Genomic DNA, 25,936 nt, shown 5'->3' with positions numbered 1-25,936 from the left:
AGTTAACCGCGGCCGCTCAGCCGAACAATGGTCAGGAATGCAGACCCGTTCTGACACAGACGCATGGCTGCGGTGCCTCTTGATCGCCGCAGGCTGCTCGTTTGGCGCGTCAGTTCGTCCGCTGCTCGGCAGCGCCACGCCGCAGAACGACTCGCTGCACACACCCACCAGGCTCACGGAGACGGGAAAATGCCCAGAGATTGAGCAATTGCCCTACGGGCACCTGCGACAAAAGCGACCGGACGCAGAAAACGCTTCCGGGTCTGTTGCCCTCAAGTGCAGCATATTTAGTAGGAAAGGTATCCGGCCGCCCCAAAACCTCCCAAGGAGCGACCGGATCACTGAAGATGGCTACTCCTCCCAAAGCGCCATCTTGCTGGTCGATCTGCCGAGATAGCCACTCGGTGGATCGACCATAATTCCGTTTCGACGCCCACCACACATGAAGTTTTTACAACTGTCCAGAGGTTTCTAGGAAATTTGTCTGGGCTTGCCCTGACGGAGACTTGGCGAAGCCCGGCTACCGGCTCTCTGCGTGCCTGAACTGCCCTTGGGTCAGCGCGACTTCAGCGCGCTGCGGCGATTGCGGCAAGCCCCCCAAGAGCGAAGCTGCACAGGTGCTCGACCAGCACATCGCGATCTGTCCCCAGCACATCGTCGGCCAGCGGAGAAATGCGCGGAGCAGCAACAAGGAGCATCGCGCAGGGTCCGAGCACACTGAACAGGCTGCGGCGCAAGGCCGGGTCCTGCGGGGCCAGCCCGGTGATCTCGGAGAGGATTCGCAGGACGATCTCCATCTTCGCACCGATCTCCGAGACCGGGAGGAATTCCAGGTGGGACGAGGGCGACAGCACTTCACGGCTGAGCACGCGCGCGTGCCAGCCCTGGCCCTGCACGCCCTGCTCGACGATCCGCGCGATGAAAGCCCGCAGTTTCTCCTGCGGGGGTATGGCCGTTTCGGCGATGGCGGTCAGTTCGTCTACCGTGATCATCCGGCGATGGGCTTCGAGCAGCACCTCGCGGTAGAGCCCGGCACGGCTGCGGAAGTGGTAGTTGATCGAGGCAATATCCGCCTCCGCCTCTGCGGCGATCGCGGTATTGGTGGTCTCGGCGAAGCCGCCGGCGGCGAAGAGGCGGCCCGCCGCCTCGAGAAGCCGCGCGCGGGTTGCCTCGCCGTCCGTGCGGGTCGGGCGCGGCCGGCGGGTCATCGACCGCAGCCCGCCGGTGCGCCGAGTATCTCGCAGAGCAGGATCGGCGCGCCCTGCCCCGCACCGGCCCCGACCCCGACCGTCCCTGCGTGGCACGTTCGTCTCTGCCGGGTGATCCCTTTCGCAAAATCGCTCATCGTCTGGCGTACATCCTCGGGGTTGCGCGTTTAGTCTAAATCTCTTTTAATCTAATCCAACGGCCGCAGACTCGCAATCTCTGCCCGCATGGGGGACGCTGTACATGAAAAAGATCCTGCTCATCGTCATCGCCCTTACCGCCGTGGTTGCCGCCGCGTGGCACCACTACGGGCAGGAGCCCGGCAGCCCGGATCTGCTCGTGTTGCATGGCAATGTAGATATCCGGCAGGTGGCGCTGGCCTTCGACGGCAGCGGCCGGATCACGGAACTGCGGGCCGAGGAAGGCGACCGGATCACCGAGGGACAGGTGATCGGCATCCTCGACACCCGTACACTCGAGCTGCAATCAGAGCAGGCGTCGGCGCAGGTAGAGGCCGCCCGCCAGAGCCTGTTGCGCCTCCAGAACGGCACCCGGCCGGAAGAGATCGCGCAGGTGCAGGCGCAGCTCGTCTCCGCCGAAGCCACCGCCGCGCGCGCAGCGCGGGACCTCAGCCGGGCCCAGCGTCTGCAATCCTCGTCGAGCGGCGCGGTCAGCGTGCAGGCCGTCGATCACGCGCAGAGCGAGGCGGAGGCTGCGGATGCCAAGGTCGCCGAGGTCCGCGCGGCACTGGAACTGGCCAAGGCTGGGGCACGGCAGGAAGACATTGCTGCCGCAGAGGCCGAGCTGGTCGCCGCACGGGCCAATCTCGCCCTGCTGCGCCACCAGATCGACCTCGGGACACTGACCGCGCCCATCGACGCCGTGGTGCGCTCGCGCTTGTTGGAGCCCGGCGATCAGGCCACGCCGCAGCTCCCGGTTTTTGCCCTCGCGATCACCCAGCCCAAGTGGGTCCGTGTCTACGTAAGCGAGCCCGATCTTGGCCGCATCGCCCCCGGAATGCAGGCCGAGGTGATCACCGACAGCGCGCCCGACCAGCCGGTGGCGGGCACCATCGGCTACATCTCCTCGGTGGCGGAATTCACCCCCAAGCCGGTTCAGACCGAAGAATTGCGCACCAGCCTTGTCTACGAGACCCGCATCACCGTGGACGACCCCGAGGACGCGCTGCGGCTCGGCCAGCCGGTCACCGTGCGGATCCCGCTCGGCAGCTCCGGCGGCATCGACCAATGACCGCGGCGACGGTCGTCGCCGAGGGCCTGCACCGCGCTTTCGAGGCGCCCGGCGGTGGCATGGTGCAGGCCATCGACGCCCTGTCGCTCACCGTCCGGCCCGGCGAGCTGACAGCCCTTGTGGGGCCGGACGGCGCGGGCAAGACAACGCTGCTGCGGATGATCGCCGGGCTGCTGACGCCCGGCGGCGGGCGGCTCGAGGTGCTGGGCACCGACGTCGCCGCCCATCCACAGCGGGTGCAGGACCGCATCAGCTACATGCCGCAGCGCTTCGGCCTCTACGAAGACCTGAGCGTGCAGGAGAATCTCGACCTCTACGCCGACCTGCACCGGGTGCCGCAGGCCGAACGCCGCCCCCGCTTCGCGCGCCTTCTGGAGATGACCGACATGGCGCGCTTCACCGCACGTCCTGCGGGCAAGCTGTCGGGCGGTATGAAACAGAAGCTCGGGCTGGCCTGCACGCTGGTGCGTGCACCGGACCTCCTGCTGCTCGACGAGCCCAGCGTCGGAGTCGACCCTCTGTCGCGCCGCGACCTTTGGGCCATCGTGCAGCAACTGGTGGACGCCGACAGGCTGAGCGTCATCGTCAGCACCGCCTACATGGACGAGGCGGCACGTTGCGCGCAGGTCCATGTGATGAACCGCGGGCGCATCCTGGCCAGCGGCACGCCCGGGGACCTGCGCGCCCGCGCTGCCGGGCTGACCTTTGCCGCCGCGCCGCCGCCGGACATGCACCCGCGCACCCTGCAGGCCCGTCTGCTCGGGGCGCCTGAACTCGTCATCGACGCGACACCCCATGGCGGCGCGGTGCATTACGTGCGCCAGCCGCAGGCCGATGACGACGCATTGGCCACGCTGCTCGGCGGCGCCGTCACAGGGCCCCGCGCCGAGACCCTCGAAGACGCCTTCATGCTGCTGCTGCGCCAGCACGAGGGCCACGCCGAACCCGCCCTGCCCGACGCGGCCCACGAAGCGCCCGTTACCACGCCCGACCCGACCAAGCCGATCATCTCGGTGCGCGACCTCGTGCGGCGCTTCGGTAACTTCACGGCAGTGGCCAGCACCTCCTTCGAGGTCATGCCCGGCGAAATCTTCGGCCTGCTCGGACCCAACGGCGCGGGCAAGACCACCACCTTCCGCATGCTATGCGGCTTGTTGCCTGCCACCGAGGGGCACCTCGAGGTCGCCGGGCGCGACTTGCGTACCGCCCGGGCCCGCGCACGCGCCCGGATCGGCTACGTGGCGCAGAAGTTCTCGCTCTACGGCAACCTCAGCGTGCGCGAGAACCTCGAGTTCTTCGGCGGTGCCTACGGGCTGCGGGGCAAGGTGCTGAAGGAGCGGGTGCGCGAGGCGCTCGCCCGTTTCGATCTGGAGCCGGACGCCCGCAGCGGCCTGCTGCCCGCCGGCTACAAGCAACGACTGGCCATGGCCACGGGGCTGCTGCACGCGCCGCAGATTCTCTTTCTCGACGAGCCCACCAGCGGCATCGACCCACTCGCCCGGCGCGCCTTTTGGCGAACGATCACCGGGCTTGCCAACTCGGGCGTGACCATCATCGTGACCACCCATTTCATGGAAGAAGCCGAGTACTGCGACCGCATCGCGATCCAGGACGCGGGCGAAATGCTGGTCATCGGCACGCCCCAGGAGGTCCGCGAAAAGGCCGGGGCGGAAGATGGTGCCGACATGAACACGGCGTTCATCGGCATCGTCGAACAGGCCCGCGCGCACCGCGCCACGCGGGAGGCCGCGGCATGAGCGCACCCGGCTTTCTCCTGCGCCTGCGCGCGCTCACCCGCAAGGAGACCCGGCAGCTGCTGCGCGACCGCAGCAACCTCTTCGTCGGCCTGCTGCTGCCGGTGGTGCTGATCCTGCTGTTCGGCTACGGGCTGTCCTTCGACGTGAAAGACGCACGCATCGCGGTGGTGATGCAGAACAACTCGCAGGCGGCGCGCGAGGCGGCCATGGGTCTGACCGGCTCTACCTACCTGTCGCCGGTCTGGATGCACGACATGCACGAAGCCGAGGCGGGGATGATGGGCGGCGAGATCGACGCCATCCTGCGCGTGCCGCATGATTTCCTGCGCCAGCTTGCGCTCGGGGAAGCGCGGGTACAGCTGATCCTGAACGGGGTGGACTCGACCACCGCCAATGCGATCGAAGGCTATGTGACCGGCGCCCTGTCCGTGCCGCTGGAAAAGCGGGCCGAGCGGATGGGCGGTACGCAGGCTGCGGCCGGCAGCGTGGTCATCGTGCAGCGCAGCTGGTTCAACGAGCCCGGCGAGAGCACATGGTTCCTAGTCCCCGGGCTCTTGGTGCTGATCCTCACCCTCATCGGCGCCTTCCTGACCTCGCTTCTGGTCGCGCGGGAATGGGAGCGCGGCACGCTCGAGGCGATCTTCGTCACCCCGGTGCGACCGCTGGAACTCGTGCTGGCCAAGCTCGCGCCCTACATGGTGATCGGCACCATCGACCTCGTCATGTGCCTGCTGGCAGCGCGCTGGCTCTTCGAGGTGCCGATGCGGGGGTCGCTGCCGATCATCATCGCGGTCTCGCTGCTCTACCTGCTGGTCTCGCTCTCGCTCGGGCTGCTGATCTCGGCGCTGGCGCGCAACCAGTTCGCCGCCAGCCAGATCGCCCTGCTGGTCAGCTTCATGCCGGCGCTGATGCTCTCGGGCTTCGTCTTCGATTTGCGCAATGTGCCCTCGGTGATCCGGGCGATCTCGCAACTGCTGCCCGCCACGCATTTCATGGGGCTGATCAAGACGCTGTTCATGGCCGGCGATTACTGGCCCGACATCCTGCGCTCGAGCCTGATCCTGTCGCTCTATGCCGCCGTGCTGATCACCTTCACCTGCCGCGCGCTGCGCAAGACGATGGACTGAGCGATGCAGGCCGCCCTCGCCTATCTCGCGCAGATCGTCGCGCTGATCCGCAAGGAGTTCCGCGACCTTTTCAAGGATCCGTCGAGCCGCGCGCTGCTGCTGATGCCGGCGATCCTGCAATCGCTCCTCTTCGGCTACGGCGCGACCTACGATCTGACCCATGTGCCCTACGCGGTGCTCGACCAGAGCCGCGGTGCCGCCTCGACCGAGCTGCTGGCCAGCCTCGACGGCGGCGGGGTGTTCACCCGCGTCGCAACGCTGGACAATGCGGGCCAGATCGCGGCGGTGATCGACAGCGGCGACGCCCTGCTGGTGCTGGGCATACCGCCGGATTTCGAGGCGCGGCTGGCGACGGACCGGCAGGCGCCGCTTCAGGTCATCCTCGACGGGCGCAACTCGGCGACGGCGGGGGCGGCCTCGGCGCAGATCGCCTCGGTGGTCGCCGCCTTCAATGTCGCGCGCGGCGCGGTGCCGCTGGTGACCATCGACCGCCGCGCCTGGTTCAATCCCAACCTCGAGTCGCGCTGGAACCTGATGCCGCCGCTGATCGCCGCGCTGAGCATGATCCAGACGCTGCTGCTCTCGGCCCTGTCGGTGGCGCGCGAGCGGGAACAGGGCACCTTCGACCAGCTCCTGGTCACCCCGCTGACACCGCTGCAGATCCTGATCGGCAAGGCGCTGCCGACGATGACCGTGGGCATCCTGCAATCGACTTTGATCTTTCTCATCATCCTGTTCTGGTTCGGCATTCCCATGGTCGGCTCGGTCTGGCTGCTCTATCTCGGGCTCGCGAGCTTCACCCTGGCCTCGGTCGGCATCGGCCTGTCGATCTCGGCGGTGGCCCTGACCATGCAGCAGGCGATGCTCTACACCTTCCTCATCGTCATGCCGCTGATGCTGCTGTCAGGGCTGCTCACCCCGATCCGCAACATGCCGCAGGTGCTGCAATGGGTGACCTACGCGAACCCGCTGCGCTTCGGGGTCGACCTGGTGCGGCGCGTCTATCTCGAAGGCGCGGGGTTGGCCGAGGTCGGGGCCGACTTCGTGCCGCTGCTCTGCGTCGCTGCCACGACCCTGCCGCTCGCCGCCTGGCTGTTCCGTCACCGCCTGTCGTGAGCCCCGCAAATCATCCTGTGATCGGAGGGGTTTGAAAGCGCGGTGCCGGGGCCTATACCAAGGGCGACAACCGGCGCAAGGAGAGCAGAACCATGGCCAACCCCACCGCAGCCATGCTGGTCATCGGGGACGAGATCCTCTCGGGACGGACCCGCGATTCAAACATGCATTACCTTGCGCAGCAGCTGACCAAGCAGGGCATCGACCTGCGCGAGGCGCGCATGGTCTCGGACGATCAGGCCGCCATCGTCGCCGCGGTCAAGGCGCTGAGCGCAACCTTTGACCACGTCTTCACCTCGGGCGGCATCGGGCCGACCCATGATGACATCACCGCCGACGCCGTCGCCGCGGCCTTCGGCGCCTCCATCGGCGTGCGACAGGATGCCTACGACCTGCTCGCCGCGCACTACGAGCGGCAGGGCTCCGAGTTCAACGAGGCCCGCCAGCGCATGGCCCGCATTCCCGAAGGCGCCACGCTGATCGACAACCCGGTCTCTATCGCCCCCGGCTTCACCCTCGGCAACGTCCACGTCATGGCGGGTGTGCCCTCGGTCTTCGAAGCGATGGTGGCCAGCGTGCTGCCCACGCTGACCGGCGGTGCGCCGCTGCTGTCGCAATCGCTGCGTATCCAGCGCGGCGAGGGCGAGATCGCCGGGCCGCTCTCGGCGCTGGCCGCCGAGTTCGCCGATCTGTCGATCGGCTCCTACCCGTTCCAGAAGGACGGTGTCTACGGCGCCAATATCGTCATCCGCGGGTCCGAAGGCGCGCGGGTTGATGCGGCAATGACACGGCTCGCGGCGCTTTTTCCCGAGAGCTGATCTCCCGTTAGGCGGCAGCGATTGCCCTCGCGCAGAGCTGCCGCCATAGATAGGAACACAGATCGTAACCCGTTCCGACCTGCGCGCGCGTCCCGCCCGCCGCGAGGGACCGGCAGAGTGCAAGAATGACTCCAGACCTTCCCCGCCTCTACGCCACGCTCGACAACACCTGGCCCGCCGCCTCGACGGTGGCCGCCGGCCCCTGGCTGCTGCGCGAGGGTGGCGGCGGCGGCAAGCGGGTCTCTTGCATCACCGCCGAGGACGGCTGGAGTCCGGACGACCTGCAGGCTGCCGAACAGGCGCAGCGGATGATGCGGCAGGAGCCGCTCTTCATGATCCGCGATGGCGAGACCGCGCTCGACGTGGCGCTGGAGTCGCGCGGCTATGACATCATCGACCCGGTGAACCTCTGGGTGTGCAAGATCGGTCTGCTGACCGAGACCCTGCCGCACCGGATGAGTGCCTTTGCGCTCTGGGAGCCGCTGGCCGTGATGCGCGAAATCTGGGAGGCGGGCGGCATCGGCCCGGCCCGGGTCGGTGTGATGGAACGCGCCAAAGGACCGAAGACCGGGCTTTTCGGACGGGTCTCGGACAAGCCTGCGGGTGCCGGGTATTGCGCCATCCACGAGGGGATCGCGATGGTCCACGCGCTCGAGGTGCTGGACGCGCACCGCGGCAAGGGCGTCGGCACCGCGATGATGCGCCGCGCGGCGATCTGGGCCGAGGGCAAGGGCGCGCGCTACATGTCGCTGGCCTGCCTGACGGACAATGACCCGGCAAACGGGCTCTACGCTTCCCTCGGGATGGAGCTTGTGGGACAGTACCACTACCGCATCAAGCCCGGAAACTGACCCTATGACCAAGGACCTGCCCACTGCCCTCGACTTGCCGATGGTCGACCCGCTGCCAGAGCGGACGCAGAAATACTTCGACATCTGCGAGGAAAAGCTGGGCATGGTGCCGAACGTGCTGAAGGCCCACGCCTTCGACATCGCCAAGCTCGACTCCTTCACCGCGATCTACAACGAGCTGATGCTGGCGGACTCCGGGCTGAGCAAGCTCGAGCGCGAGATGATCGCCGTGGTGGTTTCCTCGATCAACCGCTGCTTCTATTGCCTGACGGCGCATGGCGCCGCCGTGCGCGAGCTGTCGGGCGACCCGAAGCTCGGCGAGATGCTGGTGATGAACTGGCGTGTCGCCGATCTGGGCCACCGCCACCGCGCCATGCTGCACTTTGCCGAGAAGCTGACCAGAAGCAGCGCCGAGATCGCCGAGTACGACCGCGAGGCGCTGCGCGACGCGGGCTTCTCCGAGCGTGACATCTGGGACATCGTCAACGTGGCGGCGTTCTTCAACATGACCAACCGGGTGGCCAGCGCCACCGATATGCGGCCGAATGACGACTACCACGCGCAGGCGCGCTGAGCGCCTCCTTCCCACACTCGCGCTGGCGCTGCTTGCAGCCCTGCCCGCGCGGGCCTTCGATCTTGCGCTGCCCGGCACTGCCCGGCTGGCGGCTGAACGCATCACCGATCCCGGCAGCTACGAGGTGCCGGTCGCGCCCTGGACCGAGATGGAAGGCCTTGTCACGCAGAGCATCGAGGGCCGCATCCAGCGCCAGGCCTGGCGGATCGATGCGACCGGCCTGACCGACCTGCAGATCATCGCGCCCCTGCGCGCGCAGTTGGAAGAGGCGGGCTGGAGCATCCTGCTCGACTGCGCGGCTCGGGCCTGCGGCGGCTTCGACTTCCGCTTCGCCACCGAGGTGATGAAGGGGCCTGCCATGTACGTGGACCTCAGCGCCTATCGCTTCCTCTCCGCGCGCAACCCCGAGGGCGACTACCTGACACTGCTGGTCAGCCACAGCCCCGCAACGGGCTTCGTGCAGGTGATCCGCGCCTCGACTTCGCCGTCAGCCGGGACCAACGATGAGGACGTCGGCGAGGAGGACAGCAATGCGATCGCCGATGACGCCGAGCCGCCCGTGCTGTCCAGCAGCACGCCGGACCTGATACGGACCCTCGAAGCGCAGGGCCACGCGGTGCTGCTCGATCTCGCCTTCGCCAGCGGCGCAGAGACGCTCGCCCCCGGAAAAATCGCCTCGCTCGACGCGCTGGCCGACTATCTGAATGCCGATCCGGCGCGGCGCGTCCTGTTCGTCGGCCATACCGACGCCACCGGCACATCCGCGGCAAATGTAGAGATCTCTCGCAGCCGCGCACAGGCAGCGCGCGGCTATCTTCTGGAAAAGGGCATTCCCGCCGGCCAGATGGAGGCCGATGGCGCGGGCTACCTTGCGCCGCTGGCCAGCAATCTCAGCGACGAGGGTCGCAGGGAGAACCGGCGGGTCGAGGTCGTTCTGCTTCCCGCCGTAGAGTGACCCCGACACCGGGCCGCGTGGCCGGGACCGGTCGATGGACCGGCCCGCCAGTCAAGGGGTCAGCAGGCAAGGAGTCAGGGGGCGAGATCGCCGGCGCGTCCGGCGAGCGGCGCACCCTGCTCGCGCAGCGAGGAATCGAGATAGGACTCGAACTCCATCGCCAGTTCCCGCGCCGGGCCACCGGTTTCCGTGCGCGACAGGATCACCCGGCGCGCCGAGTCATACTCCGGCAGGATACGGGTCAGACGGCCGACGCTGAGATCGCGGGCCACGACGAAATCGGGCAGGCAGGCAACGCCGAGACCTGCCAGAGCGGCCTCGAGCACAGAACGGGTGTCGGCCATCTCGATGCGGCGCTCAGCGGTGACCGGGGTCACCGCACCGCGACGGTCGGTCAGCGTCCAGATCACGCCTTCCTGCTCAGCAGGCAGGTGCAGCAGGCGATGGCTCGCAAGCTCGCTCGCGCTTTCGGGCCGTCCCTGCGTGGCGAGATAGAGCGAGGATGCGACAACCACATGGGCGCTCACCGCGATCGGTCGGCCTTCCATCTGCTCGCCGGTCTCGGTGCTCAGCGTCAGATCGCATCCCTCGGACCCAAGGGGTTCGAACACCACCGAGTGGTCGGGATGTGACGCGAGGAACCGTCCCAGCCGCGGAACGATCATGTGCTCGACCAGCTCCGCCGGCGCGGCGATGCGCAGCGCCGCGGCCTGCGGTTCGGCGAGGGCTCGGGCACAGGTGTCGGCCCAATCGGCCTCGGCCAGCAGCTGGCGCGTCCAGCGGTAATAATGGTTGCCCTCAGTGGTCGGACGGACCTGTCGCGTGGTGCGCTCGAAGAGCTTCAGCCCGAGCCGGCGCTCCAGCGCCGCGACGTTCTTGGAAACCGCCGCCTTGGACATGCCGAGCGCATCTGCCGCCGCAGTGAAACCACCATGGTCCATCACATGCGTGAAGGCTCTTAGTTCGGCAAACTTGTCCATTCAGACTCTCCGGCTACCCTGGGCACTCGTGACCCGCCCGCGCTTATGTAGCGGGAGCGACAGTTTTTCAACATTGTTAATAACAATGTCATAGACTTTCCTGTTTCGTGCCGTAATCTTTGGCAAATGGACATTTCAGAGAGCCGTCACCGGAGCCGGGAGGAGAAGAGTGCCGCCACGCGTGCACGCCTGACGGCCGCTGCCCGGCAGCTCTTTGACGAGTACGGCTACCACAATGTCTCGGTCACGCAAATCGCCCGGATGGCCGGTGTGACCCACGCCATGATCAATGTCTATTTCCATTCCAAGGCTGGGCTTCTTTATGCTCTGATCCAAGAAAATAATGCATCTCAGATAGATAAACTATCAGACACGGTCCCGATGCACGCGCCTTTCGAAGAAAAGCTGCGCCATATCGTAGCCGTCTACGTGAAAGGTGACCTTGCAGATCCGCGGCTTCTCGCCGTGATGCAGGCCTATTACTGGCAATGGCCCGCCGAGACCGAGGTCCAGAACCGCCTACAATTAAGGCAGGCACTCGCGCCGCTCCTGCGGGCGATGCGGGATGCGCCACAATTCACCCATCGGACCGAGGAGGAACTGGAAGATGCACTCGACGCCTTCTACGCGATCTACTCCCATGGGCTGCGCCCGTCGATCTACGACGACGCCAGCATCCCGAGTTGCATCGAGCTGATTCTGCGGCGCAGCAAACCACTGTTCGATGGGCTCGCGCTGGCGGCGGTCTCTGTCCGCGAGTAACCAGACACCGCACGACAAAAAACGCCCCGGCCTGAGACCGGGGCGCAGGTGGGCTTTCGTGGACGGCCCGAGGAATAAAGACCTACCAGTCGTGCGGCCCCTTCTCGGCGAAGGCATGCACGAGGAAATCGATGAAGGCGCGGACCTTCGGCTGGGTGAAGCGACCCGGCGGGTAGACGGCGTAGATGCCCTGCGTCTCGACCGGCAGATCGGGGATCGCATCCTCGACCAGCCCCTGCTTCATCGCATCTGCGTAGAGGTAGGACGGTAGGTAGGCGATGCCGAGCCCGGCGATGCAGGCGTTCAGCAGCGACTGCCCGTCGTTCACCGACAGCCAGCCCGCGGTGCGCACCTGCCGCTTTTCGCCCGACGGCGCGGTTACCTTCCAGACGTTGCCCGAGGACTGGTTGGAATAGTGCAGCAGCTTGTGCTCGTTGAGATCGTCGATGCGCTGCGGCCGCCCGAAGCGCTGGAAGTAGTTGGGCGAGGCGATCATCCGCTTGGTGGTGTCGGTCAGCTTGCGGGCGCGCAGCGTGCTGTCCTCCAGTTCACCGATGCGCACCGCCATGTCGAAGCCTTCCGAGATCAACTCGACGTAGCGGTTGTTGAGCACCATGTTGACGGTGATGTCCGGGAACTCGGCGAGGAACTCACCCAGCACCGGGCTCAGGTGGTTGACCCCGAAATCCGTCGCCACCGAGATCCGCAGCAGCCCCGAGGGTGCCGATTGCATCGAGGTGACCAAAGCGTCGGCCTCGCCCGCATCGTTCAGCACGCGGCGTGCCCGGTCGTAATAGGCAAGGCCAATCTCGGTGGGCGACACGCGCCGCGTCGTCCGGTTCAGCAGCCGCGCGCCGAGGCGCGCCTCCAGCGAGGAGACATGTTTCGACACGGCCGACTTCGAGATTCCCATCTTCTTGGCCGCGTCGGTGAACCCTCCCTGGTCCACCACCGTGGCAAAGGCCTCCATTTCGGTCAGTCGATCCATACCCGTCACCTCGTAAACGTTCCTTGGCCCAAGATATTGACCCGGAATGGGGCAGGACTTGGACGGCGCGGGGACAATATCGGGGTTTTGCCGTGCACTGTACTTGACGCCGAAACCGAGAGGTAAAATCTGCAGCAACAGTGTTTCCGCGTGCAGAACAACCATGGCCGACAGCCTTTGCCCCCTCTCTCCACCGCCAGCCGGCCACAATCGCGGCCCCGCGCTCGAGCCTCCCTCGCTGCTGGCCGTCGAGCGCTGGCGGCGCGCCAAGGCCGCGCGCAAGGCCCCCTCGGGCGTCGCCCTGCGGATGCAGCTCCGCCGCGCGGCGGAGCTGGGCATGCCCCCTCGAGACTACCTCGCGCTGCGCGCCTTCTGCGGCACCGACATCCGGGCCGTCGCCTTCATGCCCGATGCCCTGAGGCTGCGCTTTGCCCGGTCGCTGCAGATGCCCGAGCCGCGGCGCGCGCGCCTGCGTGCCATGCGGGATGTTTACTTGCTGGGTTTCGCTCCGCCGGACGAGCCGCCCGAGTCATTTCGGCAGGAGCTTTCGGATTTGACCGGCTGCAGGTTCGCGCATTGTGCCCCCTGCTCCAAGACACCGATTGCATGGTCCGAGGCCCGCGCAGGGGCTCGCGCGCTGCTCGACCCGCTGCGCCTCCCCGGGGCATCAGTGCTGTTGGTCGGTGACGGTGAGATCGCCACGCAGCTTTACGGTGCGGCGCGCCTCGGTGGCCTGATGAGCCCAGAGGAATTCTTCGGGCCGGACCTGCGCTGAGACAGCAAAAGACCGCGCCGGTTGCCCGGCGCGGCCAGTGGTCACAAGACGGCACGGAAGGGTCAGGCCGCCTTGCGATCGTGTTGACCTTCTTCGATCTCCTCGACGATCTTCGAGACGAAGGCCTTCAGGTCATCGGGTTTGCGGCTGGTAATGATGCCCTTGTCGCAGGCCACCGCCTCATCGACCCAGTTGCCGCCTGCGTTCACCACGTCGGTCTTGATCGAGAGGTAGGAGGTCACCTCGCGGCCCTTCACGATACCGGCCTCGACCAGCACCCAGGGCGCGTGACAGACGGCGGCGATCACCTTGCCCTCGTTGTGGAAGTCCTTGACGAGGTTGACCACCGCGGGCTCTGCTCGCAGCAGGTCGGGGTTGATCTGGCCGCCCGGGATCACCAGCGCGTCGTAGTCATGCGAGTTGACGTCGGCAATCTTGGCCTCGGCCTCGCGGCCCCAGTCGGAGCCTTCCCAGCCCTTGATCGGCTTGCCGTCGAGCGTGGCGACATGCACGTCTGCGCCCTTCACGCGCAGCTGGTCGCGCGGGAATTCCAGCTCAGATTGCTCGAAACCGTGGGTGGCGATGATCAGGATCTTTGCGTTGCTGATGGCAGTCATGAGATGTCTCCTTCCATCTGTCTTGCAGTCTGTCTTGCAGTCCGGCGCCGTGTTCGGCGCGTCTGGATATGCAACAGGAAGGTCCCGGCCCGTGTTCCAAAGAACACGGACACGGGTTTTTGACAGAGGAGCGGGAACCGGAGGCGGCGGTTGCCTCCGGCGGGAGTATTTGGGGAAAGATGAAAGTCCGGTCAGGCGCGGGCGCTGCGGGTCCAGGGCTCGGCCCCTTTCACGTCGACGAAGACGCGGTAGACCGAGCTTGTCGCGGTGATGTACATGCGCTGCCCATCTGGTCCACCGAAGCAGAGGTTGGCGACGACCTCGGGCACGAGGATCTTGCCCAGCAGCGTGCCGTCGGGCGCGAAGCAATGCACCCCGTCCCCGGCCGAGGACCAGAGGTTGCCCTGCACATCGCAGCGCATCCCATCCGGTAGACCGCAGTCGAGCGTCGCGAAATCCCCGAGCGACGTCAGGGTTTCGCCGTCGACTGCGTACTTGCGGATGACCGGGGGCACGGTGTCGTCATGGCTCGACCCGCTCTCGGCGACGTAGAGGATGGACTCGTCCGGCGAAAAACACAGGCCGTTGGGTTGGGCAAAATCCGAGATCACCGGCACCGGCGCGCCGCCCCCGGGCGGAATGCGGAAGACATGGCGGGCCGCCTGTTCGGGCTCGGCGCGGTTGCCCTCGAAGTTCGAGATGATGCCGTAGGTGGGATCTGTGAACCACACCGCACCGTCGGAGCTGACCACCACGTCGTTCGGCGAGTTGAGCCGCTTGCCCTCGTACTCTGACGCGAGCACGGTCAATGCCCCGTCATATTCGGTCCGCACCACGTCGCGCGTACCGTGTCGGCACCCCACAAGCCGCCCCCAGGGGTCGCGGGTGTTGCCATTGTTGAACTGGCTCTCTTCGCGGAAGACGCTGAGGCCCTGCCCTTCAGTCCATTGGTAGAGCGTTTGCGAAGGGATCTCGGAGAAGATCAACGCGTTCCGGTCGCCGAACCAGACCGGCCCTTCGGTCCAGGTGAACCCGGTGCAGAGCTGCTCGAGCTTGCCCATCGGGTGAACGAGGGCACGGAAGCGCTCGTCACGGATCTCCAGGTGGTCTGGGGTGCGGATCATCGCGCGACCCTCCTCGTGCTGGCGGCAATGACGATGCCGATGATGATGAGACCGGTCAGCACCATGCGCACCCCGGCGCCCGCGCCGTAGGAATTGAGCATGGAGACGACGAGGAACATGAAGAGCGAGGCGCCCCAGACGCCCGGCACGTTGGACATGCCGCCGGCGATCGAGGTGCCGCCGATCACCACGACGGCGATCGACATCAGCAGGTACTCGGCCCCCATGTTGAGCGCAGCGCCGCCCGAGAAGCTGGCCAGCAGGTAGCCCGCTATGGCGGCAAACACGGTGACGGCGACATAGGTGGCGGCGCGCACCGCCTCGACCGGCACCCCCGCAAGCCGCGCCGCGCGCAGGTTCTGCCCCGAGGCGAGCAGCCAGCGGCCCCAGACCGAGCGTTCGAGCAGCACCCAGATCAGCAGCGAAAGACCCAGCCCCACCAGAGCCACGTTCGGAATGCCCATGGTGCGTCCGGTGGCGAAGTCGGCCAGCCCGGCGGGCGGCTTGATGCGCAGCCCCCGGTTCGACCAGATCGCCAGCGACTGGTAGAGCAGCGAGGCGGCGAGCGTGGCAATAATGGGCGGCAGCCGCAGCAGGTAGATCAGCGCGAAGTTGGCAAGTCCGGTGCCGAGGCCCACGAGGATCGCCACCCCCAGCCCCATCCAGGCCGTGCCGGGGTCCGAGCCCATGGCCTTCAGTGCCAGAGTTCCCGAGAGAGTCATGGTGGCCGGGATCGACAGGTCCACGTTGCCGGGCCCAAGCGTGATCACCAGCATCTGCCCGAGGCCGACGATGGCGGCAAAGGCACCGAAGCTGAGCGCGGCATAGGCCAGCTCTCCGGCACCGCGCCCCTCGGTCAGTGCAACGGTGAGCGCAAAGGCTGCGGCGGCGGCGACCCAGGACCAGAGCCAGGGTTTCTGTATCAGTTTCATGCGCGCCTCCTCACGCCTGCGCGTCGCGGCGGGTGAAGAGCAGCCGCGCCGTCAGGACAAGGATCAGGATCGCCCCCTGTGCGCCGATCTGCCAGTCGGGCGAGAGCCGCAGGAAGCTCAGGAAGGACGCGGCGAGCGTCAGCGTCAGCGCACCGATCACCGCGCCGACCGGGCTCACCTTGCCGCCGGTGAACTCGCCGCCGCCGAGGATCACCCCCGCAATGCTGAGCAGCGTGTAGCGCAGCGCGATATTGGCATCGGCCGAGGTGGTCAGCCCCACCAGCGCCATGCCCGCGAAGACTCCAAAAAGCCCGGCGAGGCCATAGGCCAGCGCCTTCAGGCGCACCACCGGCCAGCCGGCACGCTGCACCGAGCGGGCGTTGCCACCGACCCCGCGCAGCACCGTTCCGATGCCCGAGCGGATCACCAACAGGTGGGTCACCACCGCGATGATCACCGAGGCGCAGACTGCCATGGGAATGTAGGGCGGCTTGACGGTCATCAGCGTGCGCAGCCAGCCGGGGCTCGCGCCGCCAGGCGACGGCAGGATGAAGAGCGCCAGCCCGCCCCAGACAAAGGACATGCCCAGCGTCACCACGATGGCAGGCAGATCGAGCGCGTGGATCACCGCGCCGAGCGCGGCGTAGCACAGCACCAGCGCCAGCAGGATCAGCACACCGAGCATCGGGCTGTCGTTGAGGAAGGTTGCCGTCACGCAGGCCACCAGCGACACGAAGGCACCCAGCGAGAGGTCGATATCATTGACCATGATGATCATCATCTGCGCGACGGTCGCCAGCGCGATCGGCACCGCGAGGTTGAACAGCAGGTTGATCCCGAAATAGCTCATCGCCCGCGGCTGCATGTAGAAGGTCGCCGCAAGCAGCACCGCCAGCGACACGACGGGCAAAAGGATCCGGTATTTCGCGAAGAGCTTCACGTCACGCCCCTTCCATTTCGAAGGAGGCTTCGAGGATGCGCTCCTCGGTGATCTCGTCGCCGGTCAGTTCGGCCGAGATCTCGCCGTTGCGGAACACGAAGACGCGGTCGCATTGGCAGACCTCCTCGGTCTCGGTCGAATACCAAAGGAAGGTGCGGCCCCTGGCGGCCTCGGCGCGGATCATGGCGTAGACGTCCTGTTTGGTGCCCACGTCGACGCCGCGCATGGGATCGTCCATCACCACCACCGGGGCGGCCGAGGCGAGCGCGCGGGCGAAGAGCACCTTTTGCTGGTTGCCGCCCGAGAGCGACAGGATGGGGTTGGTCACGTCATCGGTGCGGATGCCGATGCGCGCCTTCCACTCGGCGGTGATCTCGGCCTCGCGGGTGCGGTCGACCATGCCGCGCCGGGCGATCTGCGGCAGGATCGAGATCGAGGCGTTGCGCAGGATCGACCAGAGCGGCAGCACGCCGTCCCTGCCCCGGTCCCCTGCGACAAAGACCATCCCCGCCTCGCGCGGGCTGCGCCACGAGGAGGTGGCGCCGAGGTAGAGCCGGGCCAGCGCCTCTGCCTGCCCGTGACCCGCCAGACCCGAAAGGCCAACGATCTCGCCCTTGCGGGCGCGGAGTCCCTCGGGGGTGTGCAGGACTTCCTCGCCCTGTGCCCGCGCCGCCTGCGCGGCGGCGGCCTCGGTCGCCACGTGGCCCATGGCATCGACGAGGCCCTGCCGGGTGAAGCCCCCGGCCGGTTTCTCGGCGACCACCTTGCCGTCCTTCATCACGAGGATGCGGGTGGCGACCTCGAAGATCTCGCCCAGCATGTGCGAGATGAAGATCACCGCGCCGCCCCGCGCGCAGAACTGCTTGATGTGGGAAAGCAGCTGTTCCGCGATGCCGGCGTCCAGCGACGAGGTGGGCTCGTCGAGGATCACCAGCCGCGCCTCGGTTCCGCGCGGGGCGAAGCCGATGGCGATCTCGACCATCTGCCGCTGGGCGATGCTGAGCGTGTCCACCGGCGCGTCGGCGTCGATGCCGTGCCCCGGAAAGACCTGATCCAGTGCGGCGCGGATCTCGGCGCGCGCGGGCGCGCGCCAGTTCATGCCCTTCAGCGCGGAATGCGAAATGCGCAGGTTCTCGGCCACCGTCAGGTTCGGGCAGAGCGACAGCTCCTGGAACACCGAGCGCACCCCGGCAGCCAGCGCGCTCGCCGCGCCGGAGGCGGGAAAGGCCACGCTACCCGAGGTCGGCGCGAGCCCGCCATTGACCACGTTGACGAGCGTGGATTTCCCGGCTCCGTTGTGGCCGACGAGACCGAGGCAGTCGCCGGGAGAGATGGACAGGCTGACGCCGTCGAGTGCCCTGACCGGACCGAAGTGCTTGGCGGCCTCGGTCAGGGCGACGATCGGCGCAGCCGAAGGGGCTGCGGTACTCATCGGTGCTTACATGGCCCCGGAAATGACGGCCTTGGCGTCGTCGAGCGAGTAGACGGTGTTGGCGACCGAGCCCTCGGGGGTGGTCTCAAGCGCCTCGTCCAGCGTGTCCTGTGTCACCTTCAGGAAGGGCACGGTCAGGTCCTTGGGCACCTCGGCACCGTCGAGGATCTGCTGCGCCACCCAGAAGGCCAGCGAGGCCACGCCCGGGGCGATCGACAGCGAGAGCGTCTCGTAGCCATTGGCGTCGCGCTGGTCGGCCCACCACTGCATCTCGTCCTGGCGGTTGCCGAGCACGATCAGCGGCGTGTCACGTCCCGCGGCCTTGAAGGCCTGCGCCGCACCGTAACCGTCGCCACCCTGGGTCACGACGCCGACGACGTCGGGCAGCGAGGGCAGCACGCCCGCCACGGCCTTCTGCGCCACATCCTGCGCCCAGTCCCCATGGACCGAACCAACGATCTCGAACTGGCTGTTTTCGGCGACGCCTTCTTCGATGCCCGCGTGGATCTCGTCATCGACGAAGACCCCGGCGAGGCCGCGGATTTCCAGCAGGTTGCCGCCTTCGGGCAGGCGCGTTGCAAGGTACTCGACCTGCTCCTTGCCCATCGCCTTGAAGTCCACCGCGATGCGCCAGGCACAGGGGGCGGTGACAATACCGTCGAAGCTGACCACGGTAACCCCGGCGTTGCAGGCCTCTTCCACGGCACCGTTCAGCGCGGTGGGCGAGGCGGCGTTGAGGATGATCGCGTCGTAGCCCTGAAGGATCATGTTCTGGAGCTGAGCGGCCTGTTCGGTGGCCTGGTTCTCGGAGGTCGTATAAGCATCCGCCGCACCGACGACGCCCGCTTCGACGGCCTGCGCGCCGACCTCCTCGAAGGTCTGCAGCATTGCCTGCCGCCACGAGTTGCCCGCGTAGTTGTTCGAAAGCGCGATGCGCTTGCCCGAGGTGTCGGCCATCGCGCCGCCTGCGATCATCGCAAGCCCCGCCGCGCCGAGCAGCATCTGTGTCTTGGTCATTTTCCCTCCCATCGCCCTATTCCGGGCGCTCACTGGATGCCCGTCCTCCACGGGCAGGCTTATGCTGCCCCCACGGAAGGTGCGCGTAAAGTGTGCGCCCCGCAGAACGCTTGCGGGTTCCCGCAGGGCATCTGCGGGAATGGGTGTTTTCTTCTTCGTCCGGACGCGCCATCTTGCGGAGACGCGCAAGAGGAGGCGCGTGGGGAGGGATCATGAGTTCATCGCAAGCGGCGGAGTCCGTGCGCGCAGCGGTTTCGCGGCCCGCCGGCGACCCCGGCGAAGACCGCAAGGACCGCGACGTCTTCGAGCGGATATCGACGCGGCTGTCCGAAGAGGTCGAGATCGGCGCGGCGCTGAGCGCCATCGCACCCGAGATCGCCGCCGTTCTGCCGTTCAGCCACGTCGACATCTGCCTGCACGACACGCCCGGCTGGGTGGTCAGCTTCGAGGCCGGGATCGAGACCCGCTGGTCGCAGCGCCGCACCCGTGTCCAGTACTCGCCGGTGCGCGACGTGCTGCTCGGACGCAGCCCGGCCATGCTCTCGGCCAACGCCATGGAGGACCCGCGGCAGACCTTTCCCGGTGCCTGCTGCGAGCCGATCCTGAACCACCGGCTGCGGGCGCGGATCAACGTGCCGCTGCGGGTCATGGGAGAGGTCACCGGCACGCTCAACTTCTCGCATGGCACAGCCGGGTTCTACACCGCCGCGGACCTGCCGCAGGCGCAGGCGCTGGCCGATCTGCTCGCGCCGTGGTTCCACGCGCTGCACGGCGCGGCGCGCGCCCGGCAGGCCGCGCAGCTTCGCGCCCGCGCGCAGGAACAGGCCGAAGGGCTGCGTCAGGGCGCGCTGGAGCTGACCCAGACGCTGGAGCAGGAGCGCCAGCGCATCGGCATGGACCTGCACGACCAGACGCTGGCCGATCTCACCCGCATCCTGCGCGAGCTGACGGGCGACGCGCCGCTCGACCGCGACCTGCTGGCCGAACGCGTGACCGACACCATCGACGACCTGCGCGCGCTGATCGACACCGCCGTGCCGACGCTGCTCGATCTCTTCGGCTACGCCCATGCGGTGCGGGTGCACCTTGAGCGCGCCGTGGGACCGGACCCCGTCGAGGTTGATGTCGAAGACGAGACAGACGGCGCCCCCGACCGGCTCGGCCCGACCGAGCGCACCGCGCTCTTCCGCATCACGCAGGAGGCAATCAACAACGCCGCCCGTCACGCCGGCGCGCGCCGCATCCTCGTGACGGTCAGCTCCGAGCCGCAGCACCGCCTGCGCGTCACCATCAGCGACGACGGTATCGGCATCGGCCCCGAGGTGGGCCGCCGTTCGGGCCTGTCGCACCTGCGCACCCGCGCCCATCTCATCGGCGCCGACCTTGAAATCGTGGCCGACGCGGGCACCCGCGTCACCGTTACCCTCCCGGAGTTCCCCGCATGAAAGTCCTCCTCGTCGAAGACGACCAGTTCCACGCCTCCTACCTGCAGGACGCGCTCGCCGAGGCGCTGCCCGAGGTGACCGAGATGCTGCATGCCACCGACGGTGCCGCCGGCGAGGCCGAGGCCCGCGACGCGCGCATCGAGGCGGTGGTGATGGACCTGCAAATGGACGGTCGCAACGGCATCGAGGCGGCCCGCGCGATCTGGGCCGAGCGGCCCGGCACGCGCATCCTGTTCTGGTCGAACTACTCGGACGAGGCCTACCTGCGCGGCATCTCGCGGATCGTGCCCGAGGACAGCGCCTATGGCTACGTGCTCAAGACCGCGACCCGCGAGCGTCTGAAGCTGGCGCTGCGCGCGGTGCTGCTGGAAGGCCAGATCATGGTCGACCGCGAGATTCACCGCCTGCAGCGCCGCAGCGCCAGCCCGCGCAACGCGCTCGACGACAGCGAATACGCGGTGCTGCTGGATCTGGCGCTGGGTCTGCAGGACAAGCTGATCGCCGAGCGCCGCGGCATGTCGCTGCGCACCGTGCAGAACCGGCTGCTGTCGCTCTACGACAAGCTCGGCGTCGACGGCGAGGACGTCGGCCCGGCGCTCAACAAGCGGGTGAAGGCGCTGTCACGCGCCTTCACCACGCGCACGCTGAACGTCGAGACGCTGGAGAGCGCGCAACGCGACTACGAGCGCTGGCTGGCGGGGCGGGCAAGATCGGTGCACTAGGGGCGCCACGCGACAGCGCCCGGAACCAAGCCGAAGGCGCCGGGCGAGCGCCTGCACGTCCCGGCGCGCTGGCGCCCGCCCGGCTCAGGTTGCACCCAGCCCGACCGCGCAAGGATCAGCCGCCCCTTACGCAACCTCTTGGCGCAGCCGCGCCACGGGGCTAAACCGGCCTTCCCGAAGACCCAGAGGAGGCCGCAGCCGTGGACACCCAAAGCCGTATCGCCAGCACCATCGCCCGGGAAATCCAGGCCAGTCCGAAACAGGTGACGGCAGCGGTCGAGCTGCTTGACGGCGGCGCCACGGTTCCCTTCGTGGCGCGCTACCGCAAAGAGGTCACCGGCGGGCTCGACGACACCCAGCTGCGCAACCTCGCCGAGCGCCTCACATACCTGCGCGAGCTCGAGTCCCGCCGTGTGGCCATCCGCGAGTCCATCAGGGAGCAGGGCAAGCTCACCGACGCGCTCGAAAAATCTATCGCAGGGGCCGAGACCAAGGCGACGCTCGAAGACATCTACCTGCCCTACAAGCCCAAGCGCCGCACCCGCGCGATGATCGCCCGCGAGAACGGGCTCGAGCCGCTGCTGCGCGCCATAGAGAGCGACCGCCGCGCCGATCCCGCGAAACTGGCGGAAGCCTACCTCGGCGAGAACGTGGCCGACGTGAAGGCCGCGCTCGAGGGCGCCCGCGACATCCTCGGCGAGGAGCTGACCGAAAACGCCACCCTTCTCGGCAGCCTGCGCGAGTTCATGCGCGCCGAGGCTTTCATCTCGGCCAAGGTCGCGCCGGGCAAGGAGCAGGAAGGTGCCAAGTTCTCCGACTATTTCGACCATCGCGAGAAATGGGCCGATATCCCGTCGCACCGCGCTCTGGCGATCCTGCGTGCCTCGAAGGAAGAAGTGGTCACCGTCGACATCGCCCCGGACCCCGAGACCTCGACCCGCCGCGGCGAGGACATCGTGGCCGCGGCCATCGGTATTCCCGGCAATGGCCCCGGCGACCAGTGGCTGCGCGGCGTCGCCGAGTGGACGTGGCGGGTGAAACTGAGCCTGTCGATGTATGTGGACCTCATGACCGAGTTGCGCCGCCGCGCGCATGAAGAGGCCATCGCGGTCTTTGCCCGCAACCTCAAGGATCTGCTGCTGGCCGCGCCCGCCGGCTCCAAGGCGACGCTTGGCCTCGACCCCGGCATCCGCACCGGGGTGAAATGCGCCGTGGTGGACGCCACCGGGAAACTGCTGGATACGGCGACGATCTACCCGTTCCAGCCGAAGAACGACACGCGCGGCGCCACCGCAACGCTGATGGAGCTGATCGCCCGCCACAAGATCGAGCTGATCGCCATCGGCAACGGCACCGCCAGCCGCGAGACCGAGCGCCTCGTCGGCGACGTGCTGAAGCTGCTGCCCGCCACGGTGAAGAAACCGACCAAGGTGGTGGTCTCCGAGGCTGGCGCCTCGGTCTACTCCGCTTCCGAGACCGCGGCCAAGGAGTTCCCCGACCTCGACGTCTCGCTGCGCGGCGCCGTATCGATCGCCCGCCGCCTGCAGGACCCGCTGGCCGAGCTGGTGAAGATCACCCCGCAGAGCATCGGCGTGGGCCAGTACCAGCACGATGTCGACCAGCGCAAACTGGCGCAGACGCTCGAGGCCGTGGTCGAGGATGCGGTGAACGCCGTGGGCGTCGATCTCAACACCGCCTCCGCGCCGCTGCTGGCGCATGTGGCAGGCCTCGGCCCGTCGCTGGCACAGTCCATCGTCAGCCACCGCGACAGCACCGGCGCCTTCCCCTCGCGCAAGGCGCTCCTGAAAGTGGCGGGACTCGGGCCGAAGGCCTTCGAGCAATGCGCTGGCTTCCTGCGCATCCGGGACGGGGCCGAACCGCTCGACGCCTCTTCGGTCCACCCCGAGGCCTACGGTGTGGCGCGCAAGATCGTCGCTGCCTGCGGCCGTGACATCCGCCAGATCATGGGCCAGCCGCAGGCGCTCAAGGGGCTGCGCGCCGAGGAGTTCGTTGACGGTGCCTTCGGTCTTCCGACCGTGCGCGACATCCTGTCGGAGCTGGAAAAGCCCGGCCGCGACCCGCGCCCCGACTTCGTCACCGCCAGCTTCACCGATGGCGTCGAGGAGATCACCGACCTGCGCCCGGGGATGATGCTCGAAGGCACGGTGACCAACGTCGCGGCCTTCGGCGCCTTCGTCGACATCGGCGTGCACCAGGACGGTCTGGTGCACGTCAGCCAGCTTGCGGACCGCTTCGTGAAGGACCCGCACGAGGTGGTGAAGGCGGGCGACGTGGTGAAGGTGCGGGTGACCGAGGTCGACGTGCCGCGCAAGCGCATTGGCCTGTCGATGCGCAAGGACGGCAGTGGCCGCGAGGCTGCGCAGGAACGGCGCGCCCAGCCCGACAAGGGGCGCGGCGGCGCACCGCGCGGCAAGGGCGGGCCCGGCAAGGGGTCACGGGGCCCGATGAGCTCCGGCCCCAAGGGAGGCTCTGGCGGCGGTCAGGGCGCGCTCGGCGCCGCGCTGATGGACGCGATGAAGAAGAAAAACTGACCCTGACTGGGAAGCGTGCGGGCCCGCGTAACGCGAGGCTCGCCAAGTGCTCTGCAATGCCTCCTTCCGGCCCGTGCGGGGCGCACCGCGCAGGCGGGCACGCCGACCGCATCTCACCGGAGAGGGTCTGCTCCGGGGAGCGTGCCTGACTGTCCTTAGGGCTGGTCTCCCCGGGTTCAGCATTGCCTAGCGCGCCAGCCCCTGCTCCGCCAGCCACCGCGCGGAGGACAGGATCTGCCCGTGGTCCCGCAGTTCGAGGATCAGCCGGGCACGCCCCTCAAGCGGGGCCACGGCATCGAAGACCGAGGGCCAGTTGATCGTCCCCTGCCCGATGCCCCAGTGCCGGTCGGCGTAGCCGTCGGCGTCCTGCAGGTGCACGTGGCGCAGCCGCTCGCCCGCACGGCGGATGAAGTAGTCCACCGGCGGCGCGCCCGTCGCGTCATGGGCGTAGTGGGCGTGGCCAGTGTCGACCGACACGGCCACGGCGGGGCTGTCGAAACTGTCGGCGAGCAGGCAACGCGCGTCGGTGTCCCTGTCCTCGATGTTCTCGATCACCAGCGTCACGCCGATCTCCTCGGCCCGGCGCACGGCCTCGGCCAGCGTCTCGCGCACCAACGCCACGACGCGGCCCCGCGCCCCGGGATAATTGTCGAGGTTGTTGTGGTCCCACGTCGTGTAGGGGCTGTGGATCACCATCTGGCTCGCGCCGAGCGCCTCGCAGACCTCAAGCCCCTGCAACATCCGCCGGGCGACAAGCGCGCGCATCTCGAAGTCCGGATTGGCGAGGCTCAGCCCCCAGAACGGGCCATGGATGCCGAGCCTGCCCTCGTAGTCCTGCAGCAGCGCCTTCGCCCGCGCCACCAGCGGCGTCCAGTCGCCGCAGAGCACCTCGGCCTCGGAGAAGTCCTGCAGTTCGAGATCGCGCTGGTCGGCGATCAGCCAGTCGCGCAGGGTCTCGAGCGTGTCGAGCGACATGGCCGCTCCAAGGAGAGGGAGAGTGGTCATTCTGGCAATCCTGTCGGCAGATCCTGCGACACCCGCCGATCGGGGCCGCGTCGCCTCTGCTGTAGGACGGGCAGATGACAGCCGGATGACCCTCCGCGGATCGCGGAGGGCGGCGGCGGCACCCGCATCTGCCCATCGCACGCCGGCTGGCGCCTCCGCGCAACAGGTGACTTGACTTGCGCCCGGGACTGGGCGCAAGGGAGGCGCAGGGCGCGCTGGCGCCATCCCTCCTTGCAAAGCAGCAGATCGTGTCCACCAACCCCTATGAACTGGCCGGGTTCTACGAGTCCGCCATTGCCGACGGACGGCACCGCGCCATTGTCGGTGGCCGCTGGGAAGAAACCGGGCGGATCGAGATATCGATCCTGCGCGATGCCGGCCTGCTGCCGCATCACCACCTGCTCGACATCGGCGCAGGGGCGCTTCGGCTGGGATGCAAGGCGGTGCCCTACCTCGAGCCCGGGCACTATTGGGCCACCGATGCCTCGCGCGCGATCCTACTGGCGGGACATGCCGCCGAACTCGCGGACCCCGCACGGCTCGATCCGGCGCAGCTGATCGAGGACGCGCGCTTCGACTTTCCCGGCGTCCCCGACCACATCACCCATGCCATCGCCTTCGCGGTCTTCCCGCACCTGCCCATGGCCTTCCTGCGCCGCGCGCTGGTCAACCTGCGGCGGTTCGAGGCGCTGGAGCGGTTCTTCTTCACCGTCTTTCTCGCGCCCGACCCGGTCACCGCGATGCGCCCCTACCGCCAGCCCGACGGGGTCGTGACCCACGACACCCGCGCGCCCTACCACATTCTCGCCGAGGATGTGCTGCACCTGGCGCAGGGCAGCGGCTGGACGGTCACGCGCAGCAACGTGATGCTGCCGCGCGGTCAGGTGCTCTTCACCGCGCAGCCCGTCCGGGCCTGACCCCGTCCGAGCCTGACAGCCGGACAGCGCGCCAGGGGCGCGCCCGCCCGGTTTCCCGGGAAGGCACACCCCC

At 67.8% G+C, this 25,936-nt stretch carries 24 protein-coding genes; 14 read left to right on the top strand and 10 right to left on the bottom strand.

Annotation, left to right across the window (positions count from 1 at the left end; all coding sequences use genetic code 11):
* Positions 1-566: 566 nt before the first annotated feature.
* Positions 567-1,208: a TetR/AcrR family transcriptional regulator gene (locus BM397_RS06870; protein WP_092420250.1), complete on the bottom strand. Its 642-nt coding sequence runs from the start codon at positions 1,206-1,208 to the stop codon at positions 567-569.
* A 241-nt stretch (positions 1,209-1,449) separates the two neighbouring features.
* On the opposite strand from BM397_RS06870, the gene BM397_RS06865 reads away from it, so the two are divergent.
* From BM397_RS06865 to BM397_RS06830, 8 genes are all read left to right on the top strand, one after another.
* Positions 1,450-2,457 carry an HlyD family secretion protein gene (locus BM397_RS06865; RefSeq protein ID WP_092420247.1) on the top strand — a complete coding sequence of 336 codons (1,008 nt, stop codon included), beginning with the start codon at positions 1,450-1,452 and terminating at the stop codon, positions 2,455-2,457.
* Positions 2,454-4,214 (top strand): ATP-binding cassette domain-containing protein, encoded by a 1,761-nt coding sequence (locus tag BM397_RS06860; protein ID WP_092420245.1) that lies wholly within the window; start codon positions 2,454-2,456, stop codon positions 4,212-4,214. Before BM397_RS06865 ends, BM397_RS06860 begins: the two co-directional genes overlap by 4 nt.
* A complete protein-coding gene (locus BM397_RS06855) occupies positions 4,211-5,341 on the top strand; it encodes an ABC transporter permease (RefSeq protein ID WP_092420242.1) in 1,131 nt (376 codons plus the stop codon). The genes BM397_RS06860 and BM397_RS06855 overlap by 4 nt, the downstream gene beginning before the upstream one ends.
* A 3-nt stretch (positions 5,342-5,344) precedes the next feature.
* Positions 5,345-6,457 (top strand): ABC transporter permease, encoded by a 1,113-nt coding sequence (locus tag BM397_RS06850; protein WP_092420239.1) that lies wholly within the window; start codon positions 5,345-5,347, stop codon positions 6,455-6,457.
* 92 nt (positions 6,458-6,549) lie between these two features.
* Positions 6,550-7,275 (top strand): competence/damage-inducible protein A, encoded by a 726-nt coding sequence (locus BM397_RS06845; RefSeq protein ID WP_092420236.1) that lies wholly within the window; start codon positions 6,550-6,552, stop codon positions 7,273-7,275.
* Between the two features lie 125 nt (positions 7,276-7,400).
* Complete coding sequence (locus BM397_RS06840; RefSeq protein WP_092420233.1) at positions 7,401-8,126, top strand: GNAT family N-acetyltransferase; 726 nt, start codon at positions 7,401-7,403, stop codon at positions 8,124-8,126.
* Between the two features lie 4 nt (positions 8,127-8,130).
* Positions 8,131-8,700 (top strand): peroxidase-related enzyme, encoded by a 570-nt coding sequence (locus BM397_RS06835; protein WP_092420230.1) that lies wholly within the window; start codon positions 8,131-8,133, stop codon positions 8,698-8,700.
* On the top strand, positions 8,672-9,655 hold the full coding sequence (locus BM397_RS06830; RefSeq protein ID WP_092420227.1) for an OmpA family protein: 984 nt from the start codon (positions 8,672-8,674) through the stop codon (positions 9,653-9,655). The genes BM397_RS06835 and BM397_RS06830 overlap by 29 nt, the downstream gene beginning before the upstream one ends.
* Before the next feature lie 74 nt (positions 9,656-9,729).
* Here BM397_RS06830 and BM397_RS06825 read toward each other — a convergent pair whose 3' ends face one another.
* Entirely contained in the window at positions 9,730-10,635 is a 906-nt protein-coding gene (locus tag BM397_RS06825; RefSeq protein WP_092420224.1) for a LysR family transcriptional regulator, read from the bottom strand.
* Positions 10,636-10,761: 126 nt separating this feature from the next.
* Between BM397_RS06825 and BM397_RS06820 the strand changes: the two genes are divergently transcribed.
* A complete protein-coding gene (locus BM397_RS06820) occupies positions 10,762-11,397 on the top strand; it encodes a TetR/AcrR family transcriptional regulator (protein WP_092420221.1) in 636 nt (211 codons plus the stop codon).
* A gap of 82 nt (positions 11,398-11,479) precedes the next feature.
* Here the strand turns inward: BM397_RS06820 and BM397_RS06815 are convergent, their stop codons facing one another.
* Positions 11,480-12,385: a LysR family transcriptional regulator gene (locus tag BM397_RS06815; RefSeq protein WP_092420218.1), complete on the bottom strand. Its 906-nt coding sequence runs from the start codon at positions 12,383-12,385 to the stop codon at positions 11,480-11,482.
* A gap of 163 nt (positions 12,386-12,548) precedes the next feature.
* Here BM397_RS06815 and BM397_RS06810 point away from each other — a divergent pair, with 163 nt between their 5' ends.
* On the top strand, positions 12,549-13,160 hold the full coding sequence (locus BM397_RS06810) for a hypothetical protein (protein ID WP_092420210.1): 612 nt from the start codon (positions 12,549-12,551) through the stop codon (positions 13,158-13,160).
* A 62-nt stretch (positions 13,161-13,222) separates the two neighbouring features.
* Here BM397_RS06810 and BM397_RS06805 read toward each other — a convergent pair whose 3' ends face one another.
* From BM397_RS06805 to BM397_RS06780, 6 genes are all read right to left on the bottom strand, one after another.
* Positions 13,223-13,777 carry a type 1 glutamine amidotransferase domain-containing protein gene (locus BM397_RS06805; RefSeq protein ID WP_092420207.1) on the bottom strand — a complete coding sequence of 185 codons (555 nt, stop codon included), beginning with the start codon at positions 13,775-13,777 and terminating at the stop codon, positions 13,223-13,225.
* A 191-nt stretch (positions 13,778-13,968) separates the two neighbouring features.
* Positions 13,969-14,901: an SMP-30/gluconolactonase/LRE family protein gene (locus BM397_RS06800; RefSeq protein ID WP_092420204.1), complete on the bottom strand. Its 933-nt coding sequence runs from the start codon at positions 14,899-14,901 to the stop codon at positions 13,969-13,971.
* Complete coding sequence (locus tag BM397_RS06795; RefSeq protein WP_092420201.1) at positions 14,898-15,833, bottom strand: ABC transporter permease; 936 nt, start codon at positions 15,831-15,833, stop codon at positions 14,898-14,900. Before BM397_RS06795 ends, BM397_RS06800 begins: the two co-directional genes overlap by 4 nt.
* 10 nt (positions 15,834-15,843) lie before the next feature.
* On the bottom strand, positions 15,844-16,773 hold the full coding sequence (locus BM397_RS06790) for an ABC transporter permease (RefSeq protein ID WP_092420197.1): 930 nt from the start codon (positions 16,771-16,773) through the stop codon (positions 15,844-15,846).
* A gap of 1 nt (position 16,774) precedes the next feature.
* Entirely contained in the window at positions 16,775-18,205 is a 1,431-nt protein-coding gene (locus tag BM397_RS06785) for a sugar ABC transporter ATP-binding protein (RefSeq protein ID WP_092420194.1), read from the bottom strand.
* A gap of 6 nt (positions 18,206-18,211) precedes the next feature.
* On the bottom strand, positions 18,212-19,222 hold the full coding sequence (locus tag BM397_RS06780; RefSeq protein WP_092420191.1) for an ABC transporter substrate-binding protein: 1,011 nt from the start codon (positions 19,220-19,222) through the stop codon (positions 18,212-18,214).
* Positions 19,223-19,434: 212 nt separating this feature from the next.
* On the opposite strand from BM397_RS06780, the gene BM397_RS06775 reads away from it, so the two are divergent.
* The 3 genes from BM397_RS06775 (at position 19,435) to BM397_RS06765 (ending at position 23,941) form a co-directional block, all read left to right on the top strand.
* Positions 19,435-20,667: a GAF domain-containing sensor histidine kinase gene (locus BM397_RS06775; protein WP_092420188.1), complete on the top strand. Its 1,233-nt coding sequence runs from the start codon at positions 19,435-19,437 to the stop codon at positions 20,665-20,667.
* Positions 20,664-21,389 carry a response regulator transcription factor gene (locus BM397_RS06770; RefSeq protein ID WP_092420185.1) on the top strand — a complete coding sequence of 242 codons (726 nt, stop codon included), beginning with the start codon at positions 20,664-20,666 and terminating at the stop codon, positions 21,387-21,389. The genes BM397_RS06775 and BM397_RS06770 overlap by 4 nt, the downstream gene beginning before the upstream one ends.
* A gap of 200 nt (positions 21,390-21,589) precedes the next feature.
* A complete protein-coding gene (locus BM397_RS06765; protein WP_092420182.1) occupies positions 21,590-23,941 on the top strand; it encodes a Tex family protein in 2,352 nt (783 codons plus the stop codon).
* 186 nt (positions 23,942-24,127) lie between these two features.
* Here the strand turns inward: BM397_RS06765 and BM397_RS06760 are convergent, their stop codons facing one another.
* Complete coding sequence (locus BM397_RS06760; protein WP_092420179.1) at positions 24,128-24,946, bottom strand: sugar phosphate isomerase/epimerase family protein; 819 nt, start codon at positions 24,944-24,946, stop codon at positions 24,128-24,130.
* A gap of 176 nt (positions 24,947-25,122) precedes the next feature.
* Here BM397_RS06760 and BM397_RS06755 point away from each other — a divergent pair, with 176 nt between their 5' ends.
* Positions 25,123-25,863 (top strand): class I SAM-dependent methyltransferase, encoded by a 741-nt coding sequence (locus BM397_RS06755; protein ID WP_245695956.1) that lies wholly within the window; start codon positions 25,123-25,125, stop codon positions 25,861-25,863.
* Positions 25,864-25,936: the final 73 nt, after the last annotated feature.

This window comes from Alloyangia pacifica (genome assembly GCF_900116195.1).
In the GTDB taxonomy this organism is placed as follows: domain Bacteria; phylum Pseudomonadota; class Alphaproteobacteria; order Rhodobacterales; family Rhodobacteraceae; genus Salipiger; species Salipiger pacificus.
The sequence above is the reverse complement of the archived record's forward strand: the minus strand, read 5'-3'. Positions and strand labels throughout refer to the sequence as shown.